The sequence below is a fragment of the Phascolarctobacterium succinatutens genome (assembly GCF_023497905.1).
GTDB lineage: Bacteria > Bacillota > Negativicutes > Acidaminococcales > Acidaminococcaceae > Phascolarctobacterium_A > Phascolarctobacterium_A succinatutens.
Genome location: NZ_CP097284.1, coordinates 348,076 through 368,108 on the forward strand (window position 1 = coordinate 348,076; position 20,033 = coordinate 368,108).

Annotated in this window: 18 protein-coding genes and 2 riboswitches; of the genes, 9 read left to right on the top strand and 9 right to left on the bottom strand. The window is 44.5% G+C overall.

All coding sequences use genetic code 11. The annotated features are described in order from the left end of the window. The first annotated feature begins 3 nt into the window (after positions 1-3). Positions 4-1,179 carry a methylmalonyl Co-A mutase-associated GTPase MeaB gene (meaB, locus tag M5E81_RS01700; protein WP_009144831.1) on the top strand — a complete coding sequence of 392 codons (1,176 nt, stop codon included), beginning with the start codon at positions 4-6 and terminating at the stop codon, positions 1,177-1,179. Positions 1,180-1,981: 802 nt separating this feature from the next. Here the strand turns inward: meaB and M5E81_RS01705 are convergent. Next, positions 1,982-2,914: a LysR family transcriptional regulator gene (locus M5E81_RS01705; protein WP_009144830.1), complete on the bottom strand. Its 933-nt coding sequence runs from the start codon at positions 2,912-2,914 to the stop codon at positions 1,982-1,984. A 120-nt stretch (positions 2,915-3,034) separates the two neighbouring features. Further along, on the bottom strand, positions 3,035-4,075 hold the full coding sequence (locus M5E81_RS01710; RefSeq protein WP_249746999.1) for an IS30 family transposase: 1,041 nt from the start codon (positions 4,073-4,075) through the stop codon (positions 3,035-3,037). A gap of 345 nt (positions 4,076-4,420) precedes the next feature. On the opposite strand from M5E81_RS01710, the gene M5E81_RS01715 reads away from it, so the two are divergent. From M5E81_RS01715 to M5E81_RS01725, 3 genes are all read left to right on the top strand, one after another. Then, positions 4,421-4,600: a hypothetical protein gene (locus tag M5E81_RS01715; protein WP_249747722.1), complete on the top strand. Its 180-nt coding sequence runs from the start codon at positions 4,421-4,423 to the stop codon at positions 4,598-4,600. Positions 4,601-5,041: 441 nt separating this feature from the next. Beyond that, positions 5,042-5,239, top strand: coding sequence for a hypothetical protein (locus M5E81_RS01720; RefSeq protein ID WP_021720459.1), 198 nt, complete (start codon positions 5,042-5,044; stop codon positions 5,237-5,239). Positions 5,240-5,255: 16 nt separating this feature from the next. Beyond that, positions 5,256-6,533 (top strand): SLC13 family permease, encoded by a 1,278-nt coding sequence (locus M5E81_RS01725; protein WP_249747723.1) that lies wholly within the window; start codon positions 5,256-5,258, stop codon positions 6,531-6,533. A gap of 407 nt (positions 6,534-6,940) precedes the next feature. On the opposite strand, the gene M5E81_RS01730 is transcribed toward M5E81_RS01725, so the two are convergent. The 4 genes from M5E81_RS01730 to M5E81_RS01745 form a co-directional block, all read right to left on the bottom strand. Next, on the bottom strand, positions 6,941-7,270 hold the full coding sequence (locus M5E81_RS01730; RefSeq protein ID WP_249747724.1) for a branched-chain amino acid transporter permease: 330 nt from the start codon (positions 7,268-7,270) through the stop codon (positions 6,941-6,943). Then, positions 7,267-7,962: an AzlC family ABC transporter permease gene (locus tag M5E81_RS01735; RefSeq protein ID WP_249747725.1), complete on the bottom strand. Its 696-nt coding sequence runs from the start codon at positions 7,960-7,962 to the stop codon at positions 7,267-7,269. The genes M5E81_RS01730 and M5E81_RS01735 overlap by 4 nt, the downstream gene beginning before the upstream one ends. Positions 7,963-8,035: 73 nt before the next feature. After that, the gene (locus M5E81_RS01740) at positions 8,036-9,103 is read right to left on the bottom strand and encodes a LacI family DNA-binding transcriptional regulator (RefSeq protein WP_249747726.1); all 1,068 of its coding nucleotides are present in this window, start codon (positions 9,101-9,103) and stop codon (positions 8,036-8,038) included. A gap of 48 nt (positions 9,104-9,151) precedes the next feature. Further along, positions 9,152-9,880, bottom strand: coding sequence for a glycerophosphodiester phosphodiesterase (locus M5E81_RS01745; protein ID WP_009144822.1), 729 nt, complete (start codon positions 9,878-9,880; stop codon positions 9,152-9,154). 249 nt (positions 9,881-10,129) lie between these two features. Between M5E81_RS01745 and M5E81_RS01750 the strand changes: the two genes are divergently transcribed. The 4 genes from M5E81_RS01750 to glpK all read left to right on the top strand — a co-directional run bounded on the left by M5E81_RS01750 (position 10,130) and on the right by glpK (position 14,701). After that, entirely contained in the window at positions 10,130-11,170 is a 1,041-nt protein-coding gene (locus M5E81_RS01750; protein ID WP_367317904.1) for a C4-dicarboxylate TRAP transporter substrate-binding protein, read from the top strand. Between the two features lie 127 nt (positions 11,171-11,297). Then, positions 11,298-11,780, top strand: a complete 483-nt coding sequence (locus M5E81_RS01755) for a TRAP transporter small permease (protein ID WP_040564727.1) — start codon at positions 11,298-11,300, stop codon at positions 11,778-11,780. Further along, positions 11,780-13,057, top strand: coding sequence for a TRAP transporter large permease (locus M5E81_RS01760; protein ID WP_009144819.1), 1,278 nt, complete (start codon positions 11,780-11,782; stop codon positions 13,055-13,057). The genes M5E81_RS01755 and M5E81_RS01760 overlap by 1 nt, the downstream gene beginning before the upstream one ends. A 141-nt stretch (positions 13,058-13,198) precedes the next feature. Further along, positions 13,199-14,701: a glycerol kinase GlpK gene (glpK, locus tag M5E81_RS01765; protein ID WP_249747728.1), complete on the top strand. Its 1,503-nt coding sequence runs from the start codon at positions 13,199-13,201 to the stop codon at positions 14,699-14,701. A gap of 189 nt (positions 14,702-14,890) precedes the next feature. Here glpK and M5E81_RS01770 read toward each other — a convergent pair whose 3' ends face one another. From M5E81_RS01770 to M5E81_RS01780, 3 genes are all read right to left on the bottom strand, one after another. Next, positions 14,891-15,679: an ABC transporter substrate-binding protein gene (locus M5E81_RS01770; protein WP_249747729.1), complete on the bottom strand. Its 789-nt coding sequence runs from the start codon at positions 15,677-15,679 to the stop codon at positions 14,891-14,893. Between the two features lie 157 nt (positions 15,680-15,836). Beyond that, positions 15,837-16,781: a cation diffusion facilitator family transporter gene (locus M5E81_RS01775; protein ID WP_249747730.1), complete on the bottom strand. Its 945-nt coding sequence runs from the start codon at positions 16,779-16,781 to the stop codon at positions 15,837-15,839. Positions 16,782-16,857: 76 nt separating this feature from the next. After that, positions 16,858-16,952: riboswitch (NiCo riboswitch) on the bottom strand. A gap of 178 nt (positions 16,953-17,130) precedes the next feature. Next, a complete protein-coding gene (locus tag M5E81_RS01780) occupies positions 17,131-18,105 on the bottom strand; it encodes a M14 family metallopeptidase (protein ID WP_249747731.1) in 975 nt (324 codons plus the stop codon). A gap of 255 nt (positions 18,106-18,360) precedes the next feature. Here M5E81_RS01780 and M5E81_RS01785 point away from each other — a divergent pair, with 255 nt between their 5' ends. Further along, a complete protein-coding gene (locus tag M5E81_RS01785) occupies positions 18,361-19,668 on the top strand; it encodes an MATE family efflux transporter (protein ID WP_249747732.1) in 1,308 nt (435 codons plus the stop codon). 146 nt (positions 19,669-19,814) lie between these two features. After that, a riboswitch (cobalamin riboswitch) is annotated at positions 19,815-19,943 on the top strand. Positions 19,944-20,033 lie beyond the last annotated feature (90 nt).

The window sequence follows — 20,033 nt, forward strand, 5'->3', positions numbered from 1 at the left end:
TAAATGCCTGAAACTGGTGAAAAAGATATTAGGCCGAGTTGGGTACCCCTGAAAAAAGATCCTAACTTTGCCTGCTCTGTAATGGGCGGGATTGACAGTGCCGTAAACGCTGTCAGCGAGGAGAAGTATAACCCTGTGGATAAAATTAGGAAATTCCCCTTGAGGAAAAAGCCTAGTCCGGAAGAGTTAATAAAAGGAGTCAGTGAAGGCGATCGTAAAACCTTATCTCAAGCTATTACTCTTATAGAAAGCAATGCACCGAGGGATTTTGATAAAGCACAGCGTGTCCTGCAGGCTCTTCTGCCGCGTACAGGCAAAGCTTTGCGCATCGGCATTTCCGGTGTACCGGGTGCCGGCAAAAGTACCTTTATCGAGTCCTTTGGCCAGATGCTGTGTCATCAGGGCTACAAGGTCGCAGTTCTTGCTGTCGACCCTACCAGCTCTATTACCGGTGGCTCTATTTTGGGTGATAAAACGCGTATGCAGATGCTTTCGCGTGAACCAAATTGCTTTATCCGTCCGTCCCCTGCAAAGGGTACCTTGGGCGGCGTTGCCCGTAAAAGCCGTGAAACCATGCTGCTTTGCGAGGCTGCAGGCTGTGACGTTATCTTAGTAGAAACCGTAGGTGTAGGCCAGTCCGAAATCACTGTCCGTTCGATGGTTGACTTCTTTATGCTGGTAGTACTGACCGGTGCCGGTGATGATCTGCAAGGCATCAAGAAAGGCATCATGGAGGTTGCCGACGCTATCGTTGTCAACAAAGCCGATGGTGACAATCTGCCGAAAGCTATTGTTACCCAGGGTGAGTATGAGCGTATGATTGAATTCATCCGCCCTGCTACCGAAGGCTGGAAAACTCACGCCTACAGATGCTCTGCTTTGACCAAGGAAGGCCTGCTTGAGCTTTGGGCAGTAATGCGCAAGTTCGAAAAGGTTACCAAGGAATGCGGTTCCTTCGACAGACGTCGTAAATCGCAGACTATTTCTTGGGTTAACAGCATGATTGACGAGCATTTACATAACCTGTTCTTTGAAGACCCGATGATTAAAGGACGCTTACCGGCAGTAATGGAAGCAGCTGTTAATGGCGTGGTATCCCCAAGTCAGGCTGTTACCGAGCTGATTAATGCCTTTGATATTGATCGTGCTTCAATGAGGCATCGCAATCAAAACAAATAAAGTCTGGCAAGAAAGCACCCAGTGGTGATTTTTGACCGGCAAGCTAAAGGCTGTCATTGATGAAGCTTCATCGGTGACAGCCTTTTTGTTTTTTATAATGGCTTATAGGTGCTGCAAAACATTAATATAAAAGTGTAAAAACACAATGTAAAACAAAGCGGGGCGTGATAATTTTTAACCTAAAAAGAGTAAGAGATGCTAATTCTTTTATTGTCAACAAATAAGCGCCTCTTTAGTGATATAAGTTCTTACAATATTTTTTTCGAGAACTTTTTCGCTAAAGCCTTGACATTCTTAATCGGACTTAGTATAATTAAAAGCAACAAATCAATATTTCGTATGAAGCGCTAATTGGTGAAAATCCACACGGTCCCGCCGCTGTAACAGGTTTGCCTGGAGTCAGCAAAGCACTTCGTACAAGCATATGCTTGACCTGCGAGCGACAGGAGAAGATGTTAACAGACAAGATACTGTTTATGTGAGAGTGGCAGCTATCTTAATTGTGCGCATTAACCGTCTTTGCTTGCAAAGACGGTTTTTTTCAACTATCAAATGTGGGTCGAAATATTGATTTCCCAAACATTAGAACAAACCAAGCAAATCGGACAATTTGCTGTTCTGTTACGTAAAGATTTTTCAAATTCTCCTTCTCCTCCAATTTTATCGTGTGTAGCTTGTTACAGGGGTGTGGCAATGCAACAATAAAAAAACCGCCAGGTAAGGCGGCTTTTTTATTGCCTTCGCAAGGAAAGCATAAGCATAGTATTATAAAACAAAAAACCGCCGTGAGGCGGTTTTTGTTTTATAACGAGGAGTTTTTCAGGACTTCATCCAGGTTGCATACCTGTTGTGAATTACGTGTCTTGGAATAGAATTTGAGGAAATGCTGGGCAACGACGGAAAGCGGTCTGTCCTTAACCTTTACTACGGTTTTGTAAACGTCTGCCTTGATGTCGGATATAGGACGGGTGATAAATTCTTCACCAAGGTCCTCTCCGGGCTCTACAGGCACTATAGAAACAGCTGCCTTGACGCGTGTCCATTCCAATGTAGTGCTGCGGGTTGTGCTGGTGCAGGTGATACGCGGCACGATGGATGTCTGCGCACAGGCCTTGAGAAAAATTTCGGAGCAGCCGGAGCTGATGCTCAGAGGTACATCCTCTAATTCCTTAAGGGTGACAACCTTTTTGCTGTCGTCCAAAAAAACAGAGTTTTTATGGAAAACGGCTGTAAGCTCTTCATCGCGACGGAAGAGAACCTCAAAGTTATCCTGATGCTCTACCGGAACACTCAAAATTCCCAGCTCGGTAATACCGTTAAGCATTTGCTGTGTCTGTTCATTTATGCTTGCTTCAAACAGCTCACATTTAATATTAGGATAAAGAGCACAGAAATCCTTGAGTGAGGATTTGATGAATAAAGCACTGCGGGAGTTGGCAATGCTGAAACGCAGGGTACCTACAACACCGCCCATGATGTTTTCGATTTCGCTTTTGGCAAGATCCTCCAAAGCGCACATGTACTTTGCTTTTTGATAGAGGACGCGTCCTGCTTCGGTCAGGAGAATCTGACGGCTGCCGCGGGTGGTAATTATAAGCTTGGTGCCGAAATAGTTTTCCAGGGCACGCAGCTGCTTGCTGAGGGCCGGCTGAGCGATGTGTACGTAATCAGCCGCACCGGTAAAACTGCCGGCTTCGATAATTGCCAAAAAGTTTCTGTAATTGTCTAATTCCATGTTTTGCAGACCTCCAACTAAAACTAAACTTATGTAAAACAAAAACAGTAATGAATTCTAAATATGGGAATAATATAATTAGTTCTAAATTGCAATAAGAAGTTGCACACTTTTTGAAAATTAAGATGCATAGATCTTATCCAACTCAAAGTCAAACAGTTCATCTGGAGTTTTATATCCCAGAATCTTCCTTGGAAGTGAATTACACCAATCAGCGATAAACATAATATCTTCGTAGCTATAATTGTCCATCCTCTTTCCTTTTCGGATGAATCTTCTGAGCAAACCATTATGGCGCTCATTACTGCCTCTTTCCCAAGAACTGTAAGGATGTGCGAAGTATATTTTTATAGAAGTGTCATTCTCTATTTGCGAGAGTTCTGCAAACTCGCTTCCATTATCGCTAGTAATTGTCTTAAACACCTGACTGAATTTAGTACCATAGTATTCCTTTAGGTAAGCAATGCCTTCGTTAACAGCAAAGGATGTTTTACTAGTTATTTTCAGTGCGATATACTTGCGTGTTATACGTTCCACAAGAGTCAACACCACGTTGTCACTCTTGCTTTTACTTCCTATAACAGTATCTATTTCCCAATGACCGAATTCATTGCGTTCATCCACATTAGAATCCCTCTCGTCTATGCTGCGACCCATATGCTTCAGATTTTTCTTTATGCTGCGGGTTGTTCTACGTCTTCTTACCTTTAATGGAAGGTCAATGTTGCGCAATCTAAGCAGCATGGAATCTACATAGTTATAGAGAGTCTTTACGCACACAATTTCTTTGAGAGGAAATAGATGATTGTCTAGGGCATAGCCATGGCAGGCATCCAAAGACCAGTGTTCTTGCAATACTTTTCGAACAGTCCAAGTAACAAAATTACTTGTAAGAAATCTTTTAGACTTGCAAATACTGTTGCTATGGCTAGCAATATAGGCACGTTGAGCACGAGCAGCTCCATATCTACCGGTATGAGGATGAGCACCACGCTTGAGTTCATTCCTGATAGTATTTGGAGCACAGTTAAAATACTTTGCCAGCTGACGAAGAGAATACTGTTTAGAGCTGTCAGACAGAATTCCTTGTAATTCCCTGCGGTCTCCTAAAGAAAAGTGTTTACCTTTTTGATGATTTGTGATATCTTTGGTGTAGTCCATTGTGATTACTCCTTAGTTAGTTTTTGTGTAGCAACTTAATCTTAACACAAAGGTATCACAATGGACTATTTTTTATTCAATTTTTCAGGTGTGCAATTTCATTATACAATGAGCCTAATATAATTAGTTTATCATATTGCTAGTATGATTTCAAGAATTTAAGTGGTTAAGGCTATTATAGAACAGAAGAATGCTAAAAAGCAATAATAAAATGTCATATCTATAATTCCTATTAGCTATTTTTCTTATTAAGCAATATCTGTTATACTAAATGCGTATAAAGCAGGGGCCTTATACAGAGCAAATTGACAAATTGACTTATTCAAAGCAAAGGAGAGAACAATCATGGCTGAAACAAAAATGGCAGTCGAAAAAGAAATCGGTTTATTCGCACATCTATGCCGTCAACGCAACGGTGCAGCAAAAGTATTCCCGCATTGTGGTGAAAAAGGCTTTGCCTTCAGCAAAAGAGTACAGGGCTTCAAACTGAGCGAAGCATCCCTGAAAGCATTAACAAGAGGTTAAGAAGAAAGATGAGCTTTGTACTGAACTATCTCAAAGAGTTGGACAGAGAATACTATAGTAAGTGGTTTAAGAATATTTTGCTTTAAGCTTTAGACAGCAGCATTATAATATGCCAGTCCGCGAGCGATGACGTTATAGCCTACCTCCTTGTACGTCGTTGGCAGACTGGCTTTTTGTTCGCCTAAAATATTCCTGACTGATATATGAATAATGCTACATAGGTATTTTTATTCCGGCGATAATTATAGTATAATGTAAAACTGCCTGCTGTAAAAAATAAGTGGAAATCAGTTCCAAAATATATTTAATTACTTTCCGAAATATACTTAATTCATATAACTTCTATTCCAACTAGGTATTTTTATTATTTTGGAATATATTGTATAATCTCTAACAGTGAAAGGCACTCTCCAAAAGGAACAAGAAAGGAGCTGATAAGTTTTGGACATTGCACTTATCATGAATGATGAAAAAGAAGATTCTAAGATTCGGGAGTACCTGAAACAGGTAGACAAGAAGTTTTACTATCGAGCTATCGAGAACAGGAAAAAGGAAGGTAAAGTCTTCCCGCATCGAGGCGAAGATGGCAAGCTCTTTGTAAACACTTTTCAATATGTAAACCTATTTAAGAAGAAATAAGTGGAGGGAAATTTTTATGACACCAGCAATTAAATGCTTGATTTTGTTAGCAGTAGTTGCACTGTTATTCGTTACCGAAATGATTCCGCTGGCAATGACCGCGGTTCTGGCTGCTATAGCCTGCAGTGCATTGGGCCTGGTTCCTGAGAACCAAATCTTCCTTGGCCTGGCAGATTCTACTGTAGTTCTTTTTGGCGGTATGTTCGTCGTTGGCGCTGCTATGTTTTACACCGGCCTTGCTCAAAAGGTTGGCGGCGCTGTAGTAAAGCTGTTTGGTACCAATGAAAACAGCCTGATGTTTGGTCTTATGATTATTGCAGCTGTTATGTCTGCGTTCTTGTCTAACACTGGTACCACCGCTTGCCTGATTCCTGTAGTTATGGGTATCTGCGCACAAGCAAAGCTTTCCGCTTCTCGTCAGCTGATGCCGTTGGCTTTCGCTGCCGGCCTTGGCGGTACCTGCACCCTGATTGGTACCCCGCCGAACATTCTGGCAAACGTTGCTCTGAAAGCAGCCGGCATGCCAGAGCTGCAATTTGGCTTCTTTGAATATGCCTACATCGGTATTCCTATTACTGTTGCCGGCATAGTTTACATGATGTTCCTTGGCAAATACATCCTGCCGGAAGCTAAAACCGACGAGGTTGCAGATGTAGAGCAGGAGATTGATGCTACCAACACTACTCCTAAAAAACAAATGATCTGCGGTATCATCATGGTTGGCGTTATCGGTTCTATGGCAACTAGCATTGTTCCTTTGGAACTGGCTGCTGTTGTCGGAGCGGTACTGTGCGTACTGACAGGCTGCATCACTGAAAAACAAGCCTATAACTCCATCGACTGGATTACCATCTTCCTGTTTGCAGGCATGATTCCTGTTGCAACAGCTATGAACACCAGCGGCGCTGGCAAGCTGATTGCTGAATTCACCGTAAGCCTGATGGGCGGTAACCCGTCTCCGTACCTGGTAACTGCAGTACTCTTCGGTCTGGCAGTTGTCCTGACTCAATTTATGAGCAACACCGCTTCTAAAGCTCTGCTGTGCCCGGTTGGCATCGCACTGTCCGCACAAATGGGTGCATCTCCGAAAGCTGTACTGATGGCAATCCTGATTGCTTCCAGCTGTGCATTCGCTTCTCCGGTAGGTACTCCTCCGAACACCCTGGTACTTGGCCCTGGCAAGTACAAATTCATGGATTATGTTAAATGCGGCGGCGGCTTGGTAGCAGTCAGCATGATTGTTGCAATCATCGTTATTCCTATCGTATGGCCGTTCTTCCCAACTGCAGCATAATTAATTAAAGACATAAGTCTTACCACCTTTCTTAAAACGTCTGCAACGCTCCCGAAAGGGAGCGGTCAGCAGACGCAAATTGGATAGAGAACAATTTATTATAGACGGGGCGGAAGCTGCCCTGACGCACAAAGCTTCAAAGATGCTTACAATTACAAATTCCTTCTTTCTGTATATATTTGCTTAGGGGACATTGGCAGTATATATAGGATATAAATGAAAAGACTACCCTTCGTCATGTTGGACAGAGCATGGCGGAGGGTAGTTTTAATTTTGTACGGCAGATAAAAAACATTCCCCTATACTATATATAATAGTAGAAAATCAATTTACCATTATATATGGGGAATATTATCTTTCGTATTACAGCTTTGCTGATATCTTTGTGCTTGCTTTCGAACATTCCTTTACATAAATACATATTGCACCAGCAGCATATAGCCTATAGTGCCTGCTGCTATCGTCAGCAGCAGATTACGCAGGGTTGCCTGCAATATAACTGTCAGCGCTACAGCTATGGCTTCGGGAATACCATGACTGCCGGTCATAATTTGTGTATCCTTGAGGGAGTAGACCACAAGCATGCCCATAACGGCCGCAGGCAGCATTTTACCTAAAAATGCTACCAGAGGCGGCGTTTTTTTATTGGCCGGAAACAGGATGAAGGGCAGAAAGCGCGTTAACATCGTGCCTGCGACAACGGCGGCAATGGTTATGATTTGTTCTGTGAAGCTCATAATTTAATGCCCCCTTTGTAATATGCGGTGATGAATACCAGCAGCAGAAGCAGCATAGCCGGCGGAATAAAGCTTTGCGGACCGATGAGCACGAGGCAAACCAACGGAATGACAATGCCTAAAACAGCAGGAGTGTTATTTTCTGTCGATTGCCATTGGCTGACGAAAATTGCCGTGAAGAGAGCGACGAGGGCAAAGTCCAGGCCTTTGGTATTGATTTGCAGACTGTTGCCTAAAAGACCGCCGATGGTTGCGCCAGCTACCCAGTAGATTTGGTTCAGCAGATTTACGCAGACCATGAAGCAGCCCTTGTCGATGCCTTCAGGTATAACAGTATTGCAGTTGATGGCGAAGGATTCATCACACATACCGAAGATCAGATAAAATTTCTTCAGACCGGTATTCTTATACTTTTCCAACATGCTCAGGCCATAGAAAAGATGACGCGAGTTAATCATCAGTGCCATAAAAAAGCAGTATAAAGGATTGAAGGGGCTCAGCAGCATCGTGACCAGAACGAATTCCATGCTGCCGGCAAAGACGAGAGCACTGGTAAAAAACGGATACCAGGGCGAAAAGCCCTTGCTGCAGATGTAAAAGCCGTAGGAAATGCCTAAAAAAAGAAACGCTGCGCAAATTGGCAGCGTTAGTGGAAAAGCAGCTTTGAGTGCTTTTGTATATTTGTTGTTCATAATTAAAACCTGCACAATTCTTTAATTCATAGAAACTATGTAGGCTTTATTGTACAGTATCCTGCGGGAATTGTCAACGCATGGGAGCAGTGCCGCTGCTGGAGCGGGCAACAAGACGGCATTTGTATTCTACATGGGTAATAGGCTCAAATTTACCGTGGTGCTCGTAGCTGGCTATTTCCTCCTGCAACAGCTTAAAGGCGCTTTTGCCGCATTCTGTCAGCGAGTTGTCGATAGTTGTGAGGCTGACACCGCGCAGATACGAGGGGAAGATGTTATCGAAGCCGCAAAGGCTGATATCATCGGGAATCCTTAGGCCTCTGTCGATAATGGCATTATATGCACCATAGGCAACCATATCGTTGATAGCGACCATGGCTGTTGTTTCAGGCGCTGTATCAAGACAGCGTTTGGCAAGCTCATAGCCTGTGCTGTATTCTACTTCAACGTGCGAAAGCTCGTAGTCAGAAGTAATCTCTTGGGTGAAGAGGGAAAGCTTGGCATCTGCTGCCTTGCAGGCATCCTCCAGACCCTGATAGCGGCGCACACGTGAGGTGTGCTGATCGTTGAGCGTTGTAGAAAGATAGGCAACATGTTTATGTCCCAAATCCGTAAGATGCTTGCCGATGAGCTGACCTGCAGTAAAATTATTCATATCTACTGTAGCAAGCTCCAGATCACTGCGTCTGTCACCGATGGCAACAACCGGCAGATATTTGCTCAGCTGATATGCCAGCTGCGGCTGTTGGGGAATCATGGCAAAGATGACACCGGCAACGTTGAATTTACGGGCCTGCTCCATGATAAATTTTTCCGTATCCGTATCCCAATAGGTGGTGCGGACGGAGGTGACAAAGCCCTGCTTACGGGCAGCGATTTCAATACCCTGGATAATAGTAGTATAGAAAGGATTGAATAATGAAGGACAGATAATAATAATCAGTGTATCTGAGGGCCTGACGAGGGCGTAGGCCTTTTCCTTGCTGCTTTTGTAGCCGAGCTCAGTGGCGATAGCGTAGACCTGTTCAACAGTTTCTGCATTGAAACGGTCAATACTGCGCCTGTTGAGAATCATCGATACGCTGGCAGGCGAAAGACCTGCCTTGGCAGCAATATCCTTCAGGGTAACCTTCTTAGGCATAAACACAATCCTTTCTAATTTAATTATGTATCAGGTTGCTGATATAAATTATCTGCCTAAAACCTTTGCGGCAATGTCAGGATAATTGGTAATCAGAACGTCAACACCGGCATCAACCAGCTCCTGCATCATTTCAGCATCGTTAGGAGTCCATGCCTGCAGAGCGATGTTGTGTGCGTGCAGATCAGCAGCAACGCCTTCCTTAGCACAGAAATAGGTGCGAGCGTTAACACTTGCAGCGCCTTGGGAAGCAGCATATTCACCGATGTTCATCAGCCAGGTGTCGGTTAAAAGACCGCATTTTGCTTCCGGCATCAGTTTTTTGATTCTGGCAACAGTGTAATGGTTGAAGGAAGAATACCAGATCTGGTCTTCCAGACCGAATTCCTTGACCATAGCAATGAGCTTTTCTTCAATGCCTTCATATTCAAAATAGCTGGTTTTGAGCTCGATATTGGTAATCAGCTTGGTGGTTTTCAGCCAGGTGAAATATTCGCGTAATGTAGGAATGGTTTGGCGAGGGAAGAAGCCTTTGACATTAACGCCTACAGAAAGCATTTTCAGCTCTTCCAGGGTATGGTCCTTCAGCCAGCCGCTGCCGTTAGTGGTGCGGTCGAGCATTTCGTCATGCATGATAACGATTTCACCGTCTTTGGTGAGCTGGATATCCAGTTCAATGCCGTCAGCAACAGTTTCTTCTGCTACCTTTTGGAAAGCAAGCATAGTATTTTCAGGATAATAGCCGCTGAAGCCGCGGTGCGCAAAAATTTGAACCATTTCTATTCCTCCTTGAAATTTTCAATAATGTTCAACACTATCTTAGCATAAGATAAGCGAAAAAACAAGTGGGACACAATAAGGCCAATAGGGATAAAAAACGGCCAAAAGCAAGACTGCAAGTGCATTTGCTAAATATGCGTAAAATTATTGACAATTCTGTGTCACTCTGTTAATATGATATTAGATTCAAAACGGGAATCTCTATAATAATAAATTTCAACAAAATTCAACAAGGGATTTAGGAGGATGAACATGAAAAAGATCGTAGCTCTTCTGTTAATGTCTGTTATGATGTTGGCGCTGACCGGTTGCGGCGGTTCTGACAAAAAGGATGAAAAGGCAGCAGGTTCTGACAAAAAGGTTGTTTTGAAGCTGAGCCATGTATTTTCTCCCGATGAGCAGCTGTACAAATCCATGGAATTGGTTGCTGAACGTATCAAGAAGAAAACCAATGGCCGTGTAGAAATTCAATGCTTTGGTCAAAACCAGCTGGCTTGCTACAAGGATGGTCTGGAGCAGGTTGCTAACGGTGCCAACTTTATTTCTGTAGAAGACCCGTCTTATCTGGGTGACTATGTACCTGATTTCAAACCTTTGGTTGGTCCGATGCTGTATCAATCTTATGACGAATATGAGAAGATGATTGAAACTCCGTTGGTTAAGGATATGGAAAAGAAAGCTGAAGAAAAAGGTATTAAGGTTCTGGCTCTGGACTACATCTTCGGCTTCCGTAATGTTATGACCAACAAGGTTATTACTAAACCTGAAGACATGAAAGGCCTGAAACTGCGTACTCCCGGCAGCAAGCTGTTCATTGACACCATCAATGCTATGGGCGCTACTGCTACCAGCCTGCCGTTCTCCGAAACTCTGTCCGGCGTTTCCCAAGGCGTTGTAGATGGTCTGGAAGGCTCCGAATTCACCAATATCGGTACCAAATGCTATGAGCACGTTAAAAACGTAGCTACCACCAAGCATTTCCTGGGTACCTGCGGCGTATACATTTCCACCAAAGTATTCAACAGCCTGTCTCCGGAAGATCAGAAGATCGTTGCTGAAGAATTTGCTTACGGCGGTAAAGAAATGACCAAGATTTCCACCGAATCCTATAACAAGGTTTATAAGGAACTGGAAAGCAAGGGCGTAAAATTCAACGATGTTGACCATGTTGCTTTCGAAAAAGCTACCGAACCTGTATTCAAACAGATGGAAGAAAAAGAAGGCGCAACTCCTGGTATCTATGAAAAGCTGAAAGCTGAGCTGGCAAAAATCCGCGCTGCAAAATAAGCTGTAGATTTTTTCAACATTACTAAACCGTTATAATGAAACACTAAGGAGCTACCACGCTGCATGTATGCGGCGTGACAGCTCCTTCCTTTGCATAAGTATTACTATAAAAAATGGAGGTAAAATTTTGGGTAAAAACCTGAGCTTCGTGCTAAATAATCTGGAAGATTTAGTTGCTGCATTTTTCATCAGCATTACTACTATCCTTGTTGTCATCAATATTGTTCTGCGTTATGTTTTTAACTCCGGCCTTGTTTGGTCTGAAGAGGTTGCTACCGGCTGCTTTGTCTGGTCGGTATTTATCGGCGCTGTTGCCGTATTCAAGCATCGTGGTCACGTTGGCGTTGATATCATTGTTAAGAGAATGCCCCAAGGTATGCAGAAGGCTATCGGCCTGATTACCGACGTTATTCTTGTCGCGCTCAACGGCTACATGTCTTATCTTTCTATTATCTATATTTCCAAATCCTATACGAAAATGACCCCGGTACTGGGTATTTCTTCCGTTTATATCAGTTCTTCCGTACTGATTGCGTTTGTACTCATGACCATGTATTCTATTAAATTTGTCTGGCAGGATGTTACCGGTTCCGGAAAGGAGGAAAAATAATGGCTTATTTGCCCGTCATCATCGTTTTTGTGCTTTATTTTTCCAGTATTCCAATCGCTTATGCCCTGTTCGGTGCAACGATTTCCTACTTTACCTTTTTGGATGCGACTTCTCCTGCGCATCTGGTATTCCAACGTATTATTACCAGCACGCAGTCCTTCCCGCTGCTGGCAATTCCCTTCTTTATTATGGCAGGCTCCATCATGAACTATGCCGGTATCAGCGATAAGCTGATGAAATTTACCGACGTGCTCATGGGTCATATGACCGGCGGTCTGGCTCAGGTTAACGTACTGCTCAGCCTGCTGATGGGCGGTGTTTCCGGCAGTGCTAACGCTGATGCTGCTATGCAGAGTAAAATGCTTGTTCCGGAAATGGAAAAGCGTGGTTACGGCAGAGCCTTCAGTGCCGCGGTAACAGCTGCATCCTCCGCAAGTACGCCTGTAATTCCTCCCGGAATTAACCTGATTATTTATGCGCTGATTGCCAGCGTATCCGTAACTAAAATGTTTATGGCAGGCTATGTGCCCGGCATTCTCATGGCAGTATCTATGATGATTGTTGTTGCCATTGTTTCCAAAAAGCGTGGATACAAGCCTTCGCGTGAAAAGGCTGCTACCTTCGGCGAAATCATGACTCAGCTTAAGGAATCTATCTGGGCGCTGCTGTTCCCGTTCGGTATTATTGCCGGCCTGCGCATGGGTATGTTCACTCCGTCCGAGGCAGGCGCTGTAGCAGTAGTATATTGCATCTTGGTAGGTGTCTTCATTTATAAGGAGCTGAAATGGGAATATGCCTGGCCTATTATGAAGGAAACTATTTACGGTACCAGCTCCGTTGTACTGATTATCGTTGCAGCTTCTTTCTTTGGCTATTATCTGAACTGGGAGCGTATTCCGCAGCATATAACTTCCGCAATGCTTGACTTTACCCGCAATCCGTACATGATGCTGATGCTGGTAAATATCCTGCTGCTGATTTTGGGCATGTTCCTTGAGGGTGGCGCTGCACTGATTATTCTGGCTCCGCTGCTGGTTCCTGTTGTAACCAAACTGGGTGTAGACCCTGTACACTTCGGTATTATCTGTATTGTTAACATTATGATCGGCGGTCTGACGCCACCGTTCGGTTCGATGATGTTTACGGTTTGTGCGATAACGGAAACGCCGCTCGGCGAATTCTTCAAGGAAGTTTGGCCGTTTATCGTAGCGTTGTTAGTAGCATTACTTATTGTCACCTATGTTCCGGGGTTGGTAATGTTCTTGCCTAATTTATAAGACGTCCGATAAGGCACCGTATACATTATCAGGATTCCAATCACATATAATTAAATATGCTTTTTCAGGAGCTGCTACGAAAGTGGCGGCTCCTTATGTTTTGTGTTATACTTAAAAATATCAAGGAAAGGTCGTGAAAGTATGAAGAATAAATATATCATGGCGCTGGATTTGGGAACTACCAGCTGCCGCTGTATTTTATTTGACAAGCATGGAGAAATCTGCAGCGTAGCACAAAAGGAGTTTACGCAGTATTATCCGCAGGCAGGCTGGGTAGAGCATGATGCCGAGGAAATCTGGGCTACTCAGGTAGGCCTGATGTACGAGGCAATGAGCAAGCTGGATGTTACTCCGGCTGATATTGCCGGTATCGGTATTACGAACCAGCGCGAAACTACCGTAGTTTGGGACAAGAACACCGGTCGTCCTATCTGCAAGGCGATTGTTTGGCAGTGCCGTCGTACCGCTGAATATTGCGATTTACTGAAAATCCGTGGCTATGCTAATATGTTCCGTGAAAAGACAGGCCTGGTTCTGGATGCTTATTTCTCCGGTACCAAGCTGCACTGGATTCTGGAAAACGTACCTCATGCACGCGAGCGTGCGGAAGCAGGACAGCTGCTGTTCGGTACTATTGACAGCTGGATTATCTGGAAGCTGACCGGCGGTAAGGTTCATGTTACGGATTATTCCAATGCTTCGCGTACATTGATGTTTAATATTCATACTCTGCAATGGGATGACGAAATCCTGACTGTTTTGGGCATTCCGCGCCAAATGTTGCCGGAGGTTAAACCATCCAGCTGTGTATACGGTTCTACCGATGCCAAGCTTTTTGAGGCTTCTATTCCTATCGCCGGCGCTGCAGGTGACCAGCAATGTGCGCTGTTCGGACAGACCTGCTTTGCACCCGGCGAAGCAAAAAATACCTACGGTACGGGCGGTTTTATGCTGATGAATACCGGCGAAAAGCCTGTAGACAGCAAAAACGGTCTTGTTACAACTATCGCCTGGGGTGTAGACGGCAAGGTGGAATATGCGCTTGAAGGCTCCATTTTTGTTGCCGGTGCTGCTATCCAATGGCTGCGTGATGAGCTGGGGCTGATTCGCAATGCTGCCGAATCCGAAGCTATGGCGAAATCTGTGCCCGATTCCAACGGCTGCTACATGGTTCCTGCTTTTGTAGGCTTGGGTGCGCCGCATTGGAACCAATATGCGCGCGGTGCGATTGTAGGCCTTACGCGCGGTGTTAACCGTAATCATATTGTGCGTGCAACGCTCGAAGCTATTGCTTATCAGGTGTACGACGTACTGAAGGCTATGGAGGAGGACAGCGGTATTAAGCTGAGCTCGCTGCAGGTTGATGGCGGTGCCTGTGCCAACAGCTTCCTGATGCAGACGCAGGCGGACATCATCAATGTTAAGGTGGAACGCCCGAGCTGCATTGAAACCACTGCCATGGGCGCTGCCTATCTTGCAGGTCTGGCAGTAGGCTATTGGGATGACAAGGAAATGATTAAGGGCAATCACGTTATTGAGCAGACCTTTATGCCTGATATGGATGAAGAAACTCGTAATCATCTGCTGCGTGGCTGGCATAGGGCGGTGCGTGCGTCCTGCATTAAGCTGCATCCGGAGGATTAAATTGAATATAAAAATACAGCAAAAAAGCCTTGCAGTTTGGACTTACTGCAAGGCTTTTCTGCTTTTTGATGAGTTGGGTGTTTGTTCGCCGGCTTTAGGAGTGCCGGCTGATAAGGAGTATTATAAAAAGAGTATTGTAAGGGGTGTGATATATATAAGCTATTAGCTTTTAGCTGAGTTAGGGGTGTATCAGGACTGTTTTTCGATATCGCCGAAGTAGAATTTGATGAGTCTTTTGTATTCGCCGCTTTTTTTATAGTCGCTCAAAGCAACGTTAAACTTTTTAATCAGCTCTTCATTTCCTTTTTCAGCATAGACAACAAGATCATCCTGGCGTTCGGAATGGCCTACAACCTGCAGGCAATTGTCGTCATCGGTATGAGTCATATAGTAAGCAGTGGTCAGGTTACCGCAGATAGCGTAATCTGCTTCGCCGGTTTCTACTGCATGTAAAGCGCTGGCATTTTCCGGATATTCAACAATGATGCTGCCGGGGAAGGATTTTACAACACGCTCAGAGGAAGAGCCTTTTTTGATGGCAACCTTACGGCCGTTCATGCTGTCGATGTCTGCTTTAAGTTTGCTGCCTTTTTTGGCAACAATAGAGAAAGCAGCCTTGGCATAGGAATCACTTGCAGCATAGTCAATGGAACGTGCCTTGGTTTTACTGAAGTTGTTCATGGCAATATCATATTTTTTCTGATTCAGGCCGGGCAGAAGCTCGTCGAACGGGGTATTGATAAATTCAACCTTGTCATAGCCCATTTTTTTTGCTACATCGTTGATTAAATCGATATCAAAACCGGTAAATTTATTTTGCTCCTTAAGATAAAGCTCAAAGGGCGGAGAAGCAGGTGATGTTGCCACACGCAACACCTTGTCGGCGGCAGGTGCTTGCGCTGCCTGTTTGTCGCTGCCGCAGCCGGCTGATAAAAGCAGGCACAGCATGCTGACAAGAATAAATAACATCTTTTTCATTAGCAGATACCTCCATGCATTTATTAATATGTTCAATAATACATATGAGCAATCACTCATTAATTACCTAAATTATATACCCCCTTAAGATAGCTTGTCAAGAGGGTATATCAAGAAAAATTTAAAATTATTTTATGTGGCGTAAGCTGAGTTTTGTTTAATTATTCTGATTGTGCGGACGCAAGTCCGGAGGCAGCATAGTGCAGGATTCATGGCTGTCCTCGCTCAAAGGGTTGACATGCACCATGCAATGCTTTACCAGCGGAAAGTTTGCTTCAACAGCGGTGTGTACCATTTCTGCGATGTGATGTGCCTGCAGCAGGGTAAGGTTATCCTTGACGCTGATTTCAATATCAACGTAGATACGGCTGCCGAAAAGGCGGCTGTGCAGACTGTCGAGATGCTCTACGCCTGGAACACGGGAAACAAGGTCTTCCATTGCGATGGTAGTTTCTTCATCGCAGCTGCGGTCAACCATTTTATCCATAGAATCCTTGAATACTTCGTAGGCAGCATATAAAATCATCACGCAGATTACCAGGCTGGCGATGGGGTCTAAAATAGGATAGCCCATGCGTGCGCCCAAAATACCGATAAAAGCGCCGACGGAGCTCATAGCGTCACTGCGGTGATGCCATGCTTCTGCCATCAGTGCGCCGGAATTGATTTTTTGTGCAGCGTTGCGGGTGTACCAGAACATTGCTTCCTTAGCAACAATGGAAATAATGGCTGCCCACAGAGCAAGCTGGCCGGGGATTTCCAGCTCAGCAGGGTCACCTACGATTTTTTCGTAACCACTGTAGCCGATGAGCAGTGCGATAATCGTCAGGATTATTGCCAAAAGAATAGCTGCAATGCATTCAATACGCTCGTGGCCGTAAGGATGGTCATCATCCGAAGCCTTGTTGGAAAATTTTACGCCGGCCATAACAATGAGGGTACCGAAAACATCGGACGCAGAGTGGATACCGTCGGAAACCATGGCAGCGGATTGGGCGACGAAACCGGCAATAAGCTTGCCCAATGATAAAAGCAGATTACCGATAATACTGTTGATGGAAACAATCATAGCGATTCTTTCGGCATCATTTTCAAATTTCATAATAAAACCTCCTAAAGTGATCTTTGCATTTTTGCAGGCCTTTTTACATATAAAAAACGCCTGCGAGATAGTAGTTAACTGTCCCGCAGACGTTGCGTCAAGGTCTGCTGCCCAGAGGGCCCGGCTGCAAAAACCCGGAAGAAGGTTTACCGCCTGATCAGTTTGTACTGTAGCTAAAATTGCAGTGCAAAGAGATTATCTGAATTATAAGCGGTTAGCAAAGGCTTTGTCAAGCGGTTTTTGCAAAATATTTTACAGTTTTCAGAGAAAAAATTCCTGCATAGAGATTAAGTGCTAACTTAAGCAGGAGGATACCTATGGCTAATCGATAAAGGCCATCAAGCAATTTTTACTCTTCGTCATCAAATTCCTTGATGGTGCCGTAGGCTACAAGAATGGTGCCCTTGGGAGATGCCAGTGCAGGGCAGACGTAAAGGATTACGCCTGTCTGCTCTGCGTAATAGGTTGTCAGCGTATTGCCGAAAACGTCGGTAATGCGTCCCAAAACCTGGCCTTCCTCAACAAAATCGCCGCTATGGATGTGGTGCAGCCAGCAGCCTGTTTCCAGCGCTTCCAGATAAATAAGATTTTCTACATCACGCGGAGAGTGATGGCGTGGCTTTACAGGCAGGGAGAACATTTTCAGCTTGCGCAGGATATTGCGGATATCATCCTTGTAGGCTTCGATATCCTCGTGCAGGCAGAGACCGGCACCGCCGCGTTCGATAAGGATAGAAGGAAGTCCGGTGCTGGCGGCGTAGTTATAGGCACCGCCGGTTGCAAGCGAACGTACCATATATTCCATATCGAGTACGCGTGCCACGGAACGGGATTTCTTTTCTACTTCAGGCGTAGGCTGGCCGGGGTAGTAAACATAGGGATGCAGGCTTTCGTGGATATCGCCGCTGTGCATGTCTACATAAAAATCGGCAATAGAGAAGAAGTTATTGCTGATTAAATATGCAGTTTTATCGGCAAGCGTTCCCATGGGGTCACCGGGGAAAACGCGGTTCAGGTTTTTGCCGTCTTCAGGAACAATCATTTCGCGACGTGCCCAGAAGCCCTGGATATTTACCGGGTGCATCATAATCAGGCAGCCTGCTACGTGCTCAGGCTCAATATCGCGGCCCAGCTCCATTGCTGCGGCGATACCGGGATATTCGCCGCCGTGGATGCCTGCGGTAATAAGCAGGGTGGGACCGTCTTGGTCACCGTTGATAATAGTCAGAGGGATTTTTACATTGGTGTCCGGGACAGGCAGGTACGTACGCAGTTTAGTGCCACGTTCAATAGTCAGTCCACATACCTTTAGTGTGTCAGACATGTGCTCACTCCTTTGATATATTTCTCATACTTTTTATAATAATTTTTCTATTAGCGTCAGCTAACTGAAGTCTAAAAAATTAAGCAATGGCGTATAAATTTTTCTTTTGCGAAGAATGGCAAATTTTCCGCAGAAATATTTTTGGCAATTGCTACTTTTTTTACTTGCAATAAATTATAACATATGATAAGCTATTCACACAAGATGTTTTTTTAAAATAAAATTTAGTGCGAATAAACAAGGGAGATAGATAAAGTGAACCTTCTGACTGATAGGGAATACTTGGGACTGACAGTACCGTTTATGCTGTCGACAATGACGCAGCCTTTGATGGGTGCGGTAAATACTGCAGTAATGGGGCAGCTTCCTGACCCTAAATATATTGCAGCAGTTTCTCTTGGAGCTATTTTGTTCAACAATTTATATTGGTTATTTGGTTTTTTACGTGTGAGTACTACCGGTTATGCGGCACAGGCCTTTGGCGCTGCCGATAAAAGACTTGGTATGCTCGCCTTTTTTAAGCCCTTGGTTCTGGCAATGCTGATAAGTGCCTGCTGCATCCTTTTCCAAAAGCCGATTTTGGAACTGTATCTGGCCATGATTGGTGCTGCACCGGAGGTTAACGAGCTATGCCGTGATTATTATTACATCCTTATCTGGGGTGCACCGCTGGTTTTTGGTAACTATGTGACCCTTGGTTGGCTCATGGGCCAGACGCGGGTGCGGGCGAGTGTGTTTATGCAGGTTTCCATGAACGTGCTGAACATGGCGCTGAGTATCTGGTTTGTTTTTTGGCTGCATATGGATATTACGGGCGTGGCTTTTGCTACTTTGCTAAGTCAGCTTTACGGCGGTATCTTGAGTGTAGTACTGATGTACTATTACGGTGATTTTGATTACAAGGCGTTGCCTTGGAGCGAGCTGCTGGATTGGCGTGAGTTTATCGGCATGCTGCAGGTAAACGTCAACCTGATGATTCGTACTGCCTGCCTGCTGACCGTCAACAACATTATTGCGGCAGTCGGAGCTTCCTTCGGTACTGTGGTGCTGGCAGCTAATGCTGTACTGCTGCAGCTCAAGGATATTATGAGCTATCTGATTGATGGTATGGCGAACGGCGCGGCGATTTTCAGCGGCCGTGCGGTAGGTGCGAAGAACGGTAAGCTGTTTGCCGCTACCATAAAAATGACCTTCAAATGGCTGGTGGTACTGGTCGCTATTCTGATGCTCGGCTACCATCTGGGCAATGAATTTTTTATCCTCCTGTTTACTAATATTGAAGAGGTTGTAGCGATGGCTATGACCTACAATGTATTCGTTTTGTTCTATCCTGTCTGCGCCGGTATCGGCATGGTGCTTTACGGAGTTTTCTGCGGAGCTACCAAAACCGCACCGGTACGTAACATGATGCTGATGGCACTCTTAGTATTTTACCTTTTGCAGTGGCAGCTGGTGCCGCTTTGGGGTAACAGCGGACTGTGGCTGGCCTTGTTAGGCTTTATGCTGTCTCAATCGATAATACTTTTATTCTATTTGTCTTCTTTGAGAAGAATATTTGCATAAGCAACGTTTTCATTACAAATTTGTTGCAAATTATGAGAATTAATGCTATTATAAATTCATAAGTAGTTGCAAATTATGAGAATTAATGCTATTATAAATTCATAAGTATTAGATTATTCTTTTTTGCCGATATAAAGACCTTTTTCAAATTTATACTCTTCTGAGGTGCCTGCCTATGCAGGTAATAATCGGAATACGGTGCAAATCCGTAGCGGTCAAGCCACTGTGAGGCCGAAAGGCTAAGTCAGGTTGATTTCCTCAGTTGATATATTCCTGCTAGCGACGGAAATATATGTAATTACAATTGTGCACATTGTAAGTATGTATCCTTTCTGCGCTCATTTTGCAGGAAGGGTAAATTTTTT

Bases quoted from the DNA above. Each gene is read 5' to 3' on its own strand.
- meaB (WP_009144831.1), top strand. From the start codon at position 4: ATGCCTGAAACTGGTGAAAAAGATATTAGGCCGAGTTGGGTACCCCTG.
- M5E81_RS01705 (WP_009144830.1), bottom strand. From the start codon at position 2,914: ATGGAATTAGACAATTACAGAAACTTTTTGGCAATTATCGAAGCCGGC.
- M5E81_RS01710 (WP_249746999.1), bottom strand. From the start codon at position 4,075: ATGGACTACACCAAAGATATCACAAATCATCAAAAAGGTAAACACTTT.
- M5E81_RS01715 (WP_249747722.1), top strand. From the start codon at position 4,421: ATGGCTGAAACAAAAATGGCAGTCGAAAAAGAAATCGGTTTATTCGCA.
- M5E81_RS01725 (WP_249747723.1), top strand. From the start codon at position 5,256: ATGACACCAGCAATTAAATGCTTGATTTTGTTAGCAGTAGTTGCACTG.
- M5E81_RS01730 (WP_249747724.1), bottom strand. From the start codon at position 7,270: ATGAGCTTCACAGAACAAATCATAACCATTGCCGCCGTTGTCGCAGGC.
- M5E81_RS01735 (WP_249747725.1), bottom strand. From the start codon at position 7,962: ATGAACAACAAATATACAAAAGCACTCAAAGCTGCTTTTCCACTAACG.
- M5E81_RS01740 (WP_249747726.1), bottom strand. From the start codon at position 9,103: ATGCCTAAGAAGGTTACCCTGAAGGATATTGCTGCCAAGGCAGGTCTT.
- M5E81_RS01745 (WP_009144822.1), bottom strand. From the start codon at position 9,880: ATGGTTCAAATTTTTGCGCACCGCGGCTTCAGCGGCTATTATCCTGAA.
- M5E81_RS01750 (WP_367317904.1), top strand. From the start codon at position 10,130: ATGAACATGAAAAAGATCGTAGCTCTTCTGTTAATGTCTGTTATGATG.
- M5E81_RS01760 (WP_009144819.1), top strand. From the start codon at position 11,780: ATGGCTTATTTGCCCGTCATCATCGTTTTTGTGCTTTATTTTTCCAGT.
- glpK (WP_249747728.1), top strand. From the start codon at position 13,199: ATGAAGAATAAATATATCATGGCGCTGGATTTGGGAACTACCAGCTGC.
- M5E81_RS01770 (WP_249747729.1), bottom strand. From the start codon at position 15,679: ATGAAAAAGATGTTATTTATTCTTGTCAGCATGCTGTGCCTGCTTTTA.
- M5E81_RS01775 (WP_249747730.1), bottom strand. From the start codon at position 16,781: ATGAAATTTGAAAATGATGCCGAAAGAATCGCTATGATTGTTTCCATC.
- M5E81_RS01780 (WP_249747731.1), bottom strand. From the start codon at position 18,105: ATGTCTGACACACTAAAGGTATGTGGACTGACTATTGAACGTGGCACT.